Source organism: Geodermatophilus chilensis (assembly GCF_002802985.1).
Lineage (GTDB): Bacteria > Actinomycetota > Actinomycetes > Mycobacteriales > Geodermatophilaceae > Geodermatophilus > Geodermatophilus chilensis.
Genome location: NZ_NVPT01000075.1, coordinates 19,177 through 27,244, shown reverse-complemented (window position 1 = coordinate 27,244; position 8,068 = coordinate 19,177). Strand labels below are relative to the sequence as shown.

Below are 8,068 nucleotides of genomic sequence, written 5' to 3'. Positions count from 1 at the left end.
ATTGGAGCAGTTGGGTAGGAAAGAGAGTAGTGATGCGTGTGAGGATGGTGTGGGGAGCGTGTAGCGTATAGGTGGAGGGGGGAGCGAGGTGTTGAGATGTGTATAAGGGACGGGGGGTGGGGGGAGAGGGGGTCCTCCTACATGTGGGGGACGTCCTCGGGGATCTCGTAGAAGGTCGGGTGGCGGTAGACCTTGTCGCCGCTCGGGGCGAACATCGGGTCCTTCTCGTCGGGGCTCGACGCGGTGATGTCGGCGGCCTTGACCACCCAGATGCTCACGCCCTCGTTGCGCCGGGTGTAGACGTCGCGGGCGGCGTGCACCGCCATCTCGTCGTCCGGCGCGTGCAGGGAGCCGACGTGCACGTGGTTGAGCCCGCGCTTGCCGCGGACGAACACCTCGTACAGCGGCCACTCGCGGCGGCTCAGCGTCGGCTTCGGCTCGACCGGCACCTCGGGCCCGGTGGAGATCGCGCCGTGCCCACCTTCTGCGGTGACGTCGGTGCTCACGCGGCGGCCCCGTCGTGCTTGCGGGCGTAGGCGGTGGCGGCCTCGGTGACCCACGCGTTGTCGTCCCGGGCGGCGCGGCGGCGCCGGATCCGCTCCTCGTTGCGGGGGCCGTCGCCGGCGAGCACCCGCTTGAACTCGTCCCAGTCGATCGGGCCGAACCGGTGGTGGCCGGTCGCCGGGTCGTAGGACAGCTCCGGGTCGGGCAGCGTGACGCCGAGGAAGTCGGCCTGCGGCACGGTCATGTCGACGAAGCGCTGGCGCAGCTCGTCGTTGCTGTGCCGCTTGATGCCCCAGGCCATCGACTGCGCCGAGTTGGGGCTGTCGTCGTCCGGCGGGCCGAACATCATCAGCGAGGGCCACCACCAGCGGTCGACGGCGTCCTGCACCATCGCCCGCTGCTCGTCGGTGCCGCCCATCATCGTCATCAGCAGCTCATAGCCCTGCCGCTGGTGGAAGGACTCCTCCTTGCAGATGCGGATCATCGCCCGGGCGTAGGGCCCGTAGGAGGAGCGGCACAGCGGCACCTGGTTGCAGATGGCCGCGCCGTCGACGAACCACCCGATCACGCCGACGTCGGCGTAGGTGAGCGTCGGGTAGTTGAAGATCGAGCTGTACTTGTGGCGGCGCTCGATCAGCTTGTCGGTGAGGTCGGCGCGGTCGGCACCGAGCGTCTCGGCCGCGGAGTAGAGGTACATGCCGTGGCCGGCCTCGTCCTGCACCTTGGCCAGCAGCACCGACTTGCGCCGCAGGCTGGGCGCGGCCAGCAGCCAGTCGCCCTCGGGCTGCATCCCGATGATCTCCGAGTGCGCGTGCTGCGCGATCTGCCGGATGAGGGTCTTCCGGTAGCCCTCCGGCATCCAGTCGCGCGGCTCGATCCGGTGGTCGGCGGCGATCGTGGCGTCGAACTGCTGCTGCAGCGCGACCTCGTCGAGCGGGTGCTCCAGCGTGGGCGCGGACAAGGCCCCTCCTCACGGATCCACGGGTGCTCGCGGGTTTACTGAACGAGCGGTCAGGAATAGTGTGGCCCAGCACACGACGGGACACAAGCGCCCCGGCCCGGCCGGGAGAGAGGGACGGCGGCCATGACGACGACCGCGGACCGGCGGGTGGGCGCCGCGCCCGACCCGGAGACCCTCGAGCCGGCCGAGCGGATGGGCGTCGACGAGCTGCGCGCGCTCCAGCTCGACCGGCTGCGGTGGACGCTGCGGCACGCCTACGAGAACGTGCCGCACTACCGCGCGGCCTTCGACGCCGCGGGCGTGCACCCCGACGACTGCCGGGAGCTCTCGGACCTCGCCCGGTTCCCGACCACCAGCAAGGCCGACCTGCGCGACAACTACCCGTTCGGCATGTTCGCCGTCCCCCAGGAGCAGGTGCGGCGGGTGCACGCGTCGTCCGGCACCACCGGGCGGCCGACCGTCGTCGGCTACACCGAGCGGGACATCGACACCTGGGCCACCGTCATGGCCCGCTCCATCCGTGCGGCCGGCGGCCGGCCGGGCGACCGGCTGCACAACGCCTACGGCTACGGCCTGTTCACCGGCGGCCTCGGTGCCCACTACGGCGCGGAGAAGCTCGGGTGCACGGTCATCCCGGTCTCCGGCGGCATGACGCCGCGGCAGGTGCAGCTGATCACCGACTTCCGGCCGCGGGTCGTCATGGTCACGCCGTCCTACATGCTCACCGTCATCGACGAGTTCGAGAAGCAGGGCCTGGACCCGCGCGCCAGCTCGCTGGAGGTCGGCATCTTCGGGGCCGAGCCGTGGACCGAGCAGATGCGCCGGGAGATGGAGGAGCGGCTCGACATCGACGCCGTCGACATCTACGGGCTGTCCGAGGTGATGGGCCCCGGCGTCGCGCAGGAGTGCGTGGAGACCAAGGACGGCCTGCACGTGTGGGAGGACCACTTCTACCCGGAGGTCATCGACCCGGTCACCGAGGAGGTGCTGCCCGAGGGGGAGGTCGGCGAGCTGGTGTTCACCTCGCTGACCAAGGAGGCGATGCCGGTCGTCCGCTACCGCACCCGCGACCTCACCCGGCTGCTCCCGGGCACCGCCCGCCCGGGCATGCGCCGGATGGAGAAGGTCACCGGCCGCACCGACGACATGATCATCCTGCGCGGCGTGAACCTCTTCCCGACCCAGGTCGAGGAGGTGGTCCTCCGCACGCCCGGGCTCTCGCCGCACTTCGCCCTGGAGCTGACCACCCGCGGCCGGCTGGACCACCTGACCGTGCGGGTCGAGGCGCGTCCCGACTGCCCGGCCGAGCGCCGTCCGGCCGCGGCCGCGGAGGTGGCGCAAGCGGTGAAGGACACGGTCGGCACCAGCGTCGAGGTCCTGGTCGTGGACCCGGAGACCCTGGCCCGCTCCATGGGGAAGCTCAAGCGCCTGTACGACCTCCGTGAGCGGACAGGGGCGTGAGCATCGCAGCGAGCTCTGCGAGCGAGGAGCGGAGCGCCCCGCGGGAGCGAACCGGTGACGAGGAGCGCTCGTGACCACCGTGCGCGCCCGGCGGGCCGGTCCCGGTCGTCCCGGGCACTCGCTGGACTCGCTGCTCGACACGGCGGTCGAGGTGTTCAACGAGCGCGGTTACGACGCCACGAGCACGGCCGAGCTGGCCGCCCGGCTGGGCGTCACCAAGGCGGCGATCTACCACCACGTGCCGAGCAAGGTGGAGCTGCTGCGGCTGGCCCTCGACCGGGCGCTGGACGCGCTGTTCGCCGTCACCGAGGAGCCCGGCGCGCTGCAGGGGCGGGCCATCGACCGGCTCGAGCACGTCGTCCGCGGTTCGGTGCGGGTGCTGGCGGCCGAGCTGCCGTTCGTCACGCTCCTGCTGCGGGTGCGCGGCAACTCCGAGGTGGAGCGGGCCGCGCTCGACCGACGGCGCGCCTTCGACCGCGTCGTCACCGACCTGGTGCGGGCGGCGGAGGAGGAGGGCGACGTGCGTCCCGACGTCGACCCCGCGGTGACCAGCCGGCTGCTGTTCGGCACGGTCAACTCGCTCACCGAGTGGTACCGACCGGACGGCGGGCTCTCCGCCGACGACCTGGCCGATGCGCTCGTCGCCACCACGTTCTCCGGCCTCCGCACCCGGTCCTGACGCCCCGTCGGGTCAGGCGCCGGTAGGGGAGCTCCGGTCGGCCTTCGGCTGCATGCCCGACCGGCCCGCGCCCGGTGCGGCCGCGGACTCGAGCAGCGGGCGGGTGCGCCACGGGACCAGCTCGGAGAGCGCCACGACGCTCGTCGACCGCATCACCGCCGAGGAGCGGTTGAGGTCGACGAGGACCTGCTGCAGGGCCTCGTGGGAGCGGGCGGCCACCCGGCACAGCACGTCGCCGCTGCCGGTGGTGGCGTGTGCCTCCAGGACGCCGGGGATGACCTCCAGGTCGTGCCGCATCTCGTCGATCGCGCCCTGGGCGATCTCGAGGGTCACGAAGGCCTGGACCCCGAAGCCCGCCGCGCGGACGTCGACGTCGGGCCCGTAGCCGGTGACGACGCCGGCGTCCTCCATGCGCTGCAAGCGCGCCGTCACGGTGCCCCGGGCCACCCCGGTGACCCGGGACAGCTCGAGGTCCCCGGCGCGGGGGTGGTCCTCCAGTGCGGCCAGCAGGGCCACGTCGAGGGCGTCGAGGCCCCGGTCGTCGGTCATCCCGCACACCCTCCCGTTCCGGCGTCGTCTGTGCAGTCCGACCAGCCCAGGGGTCGGTCCGCTGGGCTCGATGGGCAGCCGGCCCAGCTGTTGCAGGGCCCGTTGTGCAGTCGTCCCGGCGGGTGTGTGGTGCAGGCGACACCGACGGACGTCCGCGGGAGGAGCCCGGCATGAGCCTCGAGCAGACCCTCAACGACGACGAGCGCCTCGCGCAGCTCGACCTCGACCAGCTCCGGCAGCTGGTCGGGCTCGTCGAGTACGACGCCTCCGGCGACCCGTTCCCCGTCTCCGGCTGGGACGCGCTGGTGTGGATCGTCGGGAACGCCACGCAGGCGGCGCACTTCTACCAGTCGGCGTTCGGCATGGAGCTGGTCGCCTACTCCGGCCCGGAGACCGGGAACCGCGACCACCTCGGCTACGTGCTGCGGTCGGGCGCGGCCCGCTTCGTCGTCACCGGCGCCTGCGACCCGGCCAGCCCGCTGGCCGACCACCACCGCCGGCACGGCGACGGCATCGTGGACATCGCGCTCTCGGTGCCCGACGTCGACCGGTGCACCACACACGCGCGGGCACAGGGCGCGACGGTCCTCGAGGAACCGCACGACCTCAGCGACGAGCACGGCACCGTGCGCGTCGCCGCGATCGCCACCTACGGCGACACCCGGCACACCCTGGTCGACCGCTCCCGGTACACCGGTCCGTACCTGCCCGGGTACGTGTCCCGGACCTCGTCCCACGTGCCACGACCCGGTCGCCCCAGGCGGCTGTTCCAGGTGATCGACCACGTCGTCGGCAACGTGGAGCTCGGCGCCATGGACCGCTGGGTCGACTTCTACAACCGCGTCATGGGCTTCACCAACATGGCCGAGTTCATCGGCGACGACATCGCCACCGACTACTCGGCTCTGATGAGCAAGGTCGTCGCCAACGGCAACCACCGGGTGAAGTTCCCCCTCAACGAGCCGGCGATCGGCAGGAAGAAGTCGCAGATCGACGAGTACCTGGAGTTCTACGGCGGCCCGGGCGCCCAGCATGTGGCGCTGGCGACCGACGACGTCCTCACCACGGTCGACGCGCTGCGCGCGGAGGGCATCGAGTTCCTTCCCACGCCGGACTCCTACTACGAGGACCCGGAGCTGCGGGCCCGCATCGGCACCGTCCGCGTGCCGATCGAGGAGCTCCAGCGCCGCGGCATCCTGGTCGACCGCGACGAGGACGGCTACCTGCTGCAGATCTTCACCAGGCCGATCGGGGACCGGCCCACGGTCTTCTTCGAGCTGATCGAGCGACACGGCTCGCTCGGCTTCGGGAAGGGCAACTTCAAGGCGCTGTTCGAGGCGATCGAGCGCGAGCAGGCCAGGCGCGGCAACTCCTGAGGGCCGGGTCGGACCGGCGTCGGCGACTGGGGTCGGCAAGGTCGCTCACCGGGCGTGCCGCACCCGGCCGGTGACCTCGCCGAGGGAGATCCGCCCGCCGGCCGCCCCCGGTGCGGTGGCGGTGATGGTGACGTCGTCGCCGTCCTCGAGGAACGTGCGGGTCGTGCCGTCTGCGAGCGCCAGCGGCTCCCTGCCGCCCCAGGAGAGCTCGATGAACGAGCCGCGCTGGTCCTTGCCGGGCCCCGAGACGGTGCCGGAGGCGTAGAGGTCCCCGGTGCGCAGCGACGCGCCGTTGACCGTCATGTGCGCCAGCTGCTGCGCCGGCGTCCAGTACATCCGGCCGAACGGCGGGCAGCTGACCAGCTCGCCGTTGAGCCGTACCTCGAGGGTCAGGTCCAGGCCCCAGGGCTCGCCGGTGTCGTCGAGGTAGGGCAGCAGCGCCACGTCCCGGGCCGGCGGGGCCACCCGCGCGGCCTCGAGCGCCGCGAGCGGCACCACCCACGGCGACACGGAGGTGAGGAAGGACTTGCCGAGGAACGGCCCCAGGGGCACGTACTCCCACGACTGCAGGTCGCGCGCCGACCAGTCGTTGACCAGGCAGACGCCGAAGACGTGCTCGGGCAACGCGGCCAGCGGCACCGGGGTGCCCAGGTCGGAGCCCACCCCGACGACGAAGCCGACCTCGGCCTCGATGTCCAGCCGCTGCGAGGGGCCGAAGGTGGGGGCGTCGTCCGCCGGGGCCCTGCGCTGGCCGCTCGGCCGGACCACCGGCGTACCCGACACCCGGACGGTGCCCGCGCGGCCGTGGTAGCCGATGGGCAGGTGCTTCCAGTTCGGCGGCAGTGGCGCGGAGTCCGGGCGGAACACCCGGCCGAGGTTCTCCGCGTGGTCCTGGGAGCTGTAGAAGTCGACGTAGTCGGCGACCTCGACCGGCAGGTGCATCGTCACCGTGTCATGGGGGACCAGGTACGGCTCCACGTCGCCCCGGTGGGTCTCGTCGGTGAACCACTCCGTCAGCTGCGCACGCAGGTCCGCCCACGCCCGCGGCCCCCGCGCCATGAAGGCGTTGAGGGAACGCGTGGCGTGCACGTCGTCCCCGGTGGCCGCGGCGAGGTCGAGGACGGCGTCCCCGACGGCCACACCGGTGCGCGGCGCGGTGCCGGTGGTGGAGAAGACGCCGTAGGGCAGGTTGTCCAGGCCGAAGCCGGTGCCGGCGGGCAGGTCCAGCCAGCTCATCCGACCGGGCCGCGGCCGGACCAGGACCACGCGTAGCGGCCGTCGTCGACCGCGACGCCGGCCTCGCCGAGGTCCAGCGGCCGGAAGGTGTCGACCATGACGGCGAGCTCGTCGAAGTACTGGACTCCGAGGGAGCGCTCGACGGCGCCGGGCTGCGGGCCGTGGGAGTGCCCGCCCGGGTGCAGGCTGATCGAGCCCTTGCCGATGCCCGAGCCCTTGCGGGCCTCGTAGTCGCCGTCGACGTAGAACATGACCTCGTCGGAGTCGACGTTGGAGTGGTAGTAGGGCACCGGGACGGCCAGCGGGTGGTAGTCGACCTTCCGTGGCACGAAGTTGCAGATGACGAAGTTGGTGCCTTCGAAGACCTGGTGCACCGGCGGCGGCTGGTGCACCCGACCGGTGATCGGCTCGAAGTCGGCGACGTTGAAGGCGTAGGGGTAGAGGCAGCCGTCCCAGCCCACGACGTCGAACGGGTGCTCCGGCACGACGTGGACGGTGCCGGCCAGCCCGCCGGGGCCGTTGCCGCGGTGCTTGACGTGGACCTCGACGTCGGCGCCCTCGGCCAGCAGCGGCTCGGCCGGGCCGCGCAGGTCGCGCTCGCAGTAGGGCGCGTGCTCGAGGAACTGGCCGTAGCGGGAGAGGTAGCGCTTGGGCGGGGTGATGTGGCTGTTGGCCTCGACCGCGTAGATGCGCAGCGGCTCGCTCCCGGTGGGGACCCACCGGTGGGTGGTGGTTCGTGGGAGGACGACGTAGTCGCCCTGGCCCACCTCGAGTGCGCCGAACACGGTCTCGACGGTGGCCGTGCCCCGCTCGACGTAGACGCACTCGTCGCCGGTGGCGTTGCGGTAGTACGGCGAGGGCAGCGACGAGACGGCGTAGGAGATGCGCACGTCGGCGTTGCCGAGCACCAGCCGCCGCCCGGTCACCGGGTCGACGGCCTTGTGCTCCTCGCCGGGGAACAGGTCGTGCAGCTTCAGGTGCCGGGGGACCAGCGGCGCGTTGGGGGTCAGGGACTGGTCGGGCAGCTCCCACGGCCGGGCGTCGACCATCGCCGACGGGACGCCGCGGTGGTAGAGCAGCGAGGAGTCCGACGAGAAGCCCTCCTCGCCGACCAGCTCCTCGTGGTAGAGGCCGCCGTCGGGACGACGGAACTGGGTGTGCCGCTTCGGCGGGACGCTCCCCACCTGCCGGTAGAACGCCATGGGTGCCTCCTCGGGACGCGCGGCCACGCCAGGACGGGGCTGAGGACGAACGGGTGAGCAGCCGGGCCGCGGCTCCGGGTCGCTCGCCGTCCGACAGCCG

8 protein-coding genes are annotated in these 8,068 nt (G+C 72.3%); 3 read left to right on the top strand and 5 right to left on the bottom strand.

Annotated elements, in window-relative coordinates:
• Positions 1-137 precede the first annotated feature (137 nt).
• Together paaB and paaA are read right to left on the bottom strand one after the other, a co-directional pair.
• Positions 138-506 carry a 1,2-phenylacetyl-CoA epoxidase subunit PaaB gene (gene paaB / locus CNO22_RS14110; protein ID WP_100499978.1) on the bottom strand — a complete coding sequence of 123 codons (369 nt, stop codon included), beginning with the start codon at positions 504-506 and terminating at the stop codon, positions 138-140.
• Entirely contained in the window at positions 503-1,465 is a 963-nt protein-coding gene (paaA, locus tag CNO22_RS14105) for a 1,2-phenylacetyl-CoA epoxidase subunit PaaA (RefSeq protein ID WP_100499977.1), read from the bottom strand. Before paaA ends, paaB begins: the two co-directional genes overlap by 4 nt.
• Positions 1,466-1,588: 123 nt before the next feature.
• Between paaA and paaK the strand changes: the two genes are divergently transcribed.
• On the top strand, positions 1,589-2,926 hold the full coding sequence (gene paaK / locus CNO22_RS14100; RefSeq protein ID WP_100499976.1) for a phenylacetate--CoA ligase PaaK: 1,338 nt from the start codon (positions 1,589-1,591) through the stop codon (positions 2,924-2,926).
• Positions 2,927-2,996: 70 nt separating this feature from the next.
• Complete coding sequence (locus CNO22_RS14095) at positions 2,997-3,605, top strand: TetR/AcrR family transcriptional regulator (protein ID WP_100499975.1); 609 nt, start codon at positions 2,997-2,999, stop codon at positions 3,603-3,605.
• A 12-nt stretch (positions 3,606-3,617) separates the two neighbouring features.
• On the opposite strand, the gene CNO22_RS14090 is transcribed toward CNO22_RS14095, so the two are convergent.
• Complete coding sequence (locus CNO22_RS14090; RefSeq protein WP_100499974.1) at positions 3,618-4,154, bottom strand: Lrp/AsnC family transcriptional regulator; 537 nt, start codon at positions 4,152-4,154, stop codon at positions 3,618-3,620.
• Positions 4,155-4,324: 170 nt separating this feature from the next.
• Here CNO22_RS14090 and hppD point away from each other — a divergent pair, with 170 nt between their 5' ends.
• Positions 4,325-5,530 (top strand): 4-hydroxyphenylpyruvate dioxygenase, encoded by a 1,206-nt coding sequence (gene hppD, locus CNO22_RS14085; RefSeq protein WP_100499973.1) that lies wholly within the window; start codon positions 4,325-4,327, stop codon positions 5,528-5,530.
• 45 nt (positions 5,531-5,575) lie between these two features.
• Here the strand turns inward: hppD and fahA are convergent, their stop codons facing one another.
• Both fahA and CNO22_RS14075 read right to left on the bottom strand, forming a co-directional pair.
• Positions 5,576-6,766, bottom strand: coding sequence for a fumarylacetoacetase (gene fahA / locus CNO22_RS14080; RefSeq protein ID WP_100499979.1), 1,191 nt, complete (start codon positions 6,764-6,766; stop codon positions 5,576-5,578).
• Positions 6,763-7,968 carry a homogentisate 1,2-dioxygenase gene (locus CNO22_RS14075; RefSeq protein WP_100499972.1) on the bottom strand — a complete coding sequence of 402 codons (1,206 nt, stop codon included), beginning with the start codon at positions 7,966-7,968 and terminating at the stop codon, positions 6,763-6,765. Before CNO22_RS14075 ends, fahA begins: the two co-directional genes overlap by 4 nt.
• Between the last annotated feature and the right edge of the window lie 100 nt (positions 7,969-8,068).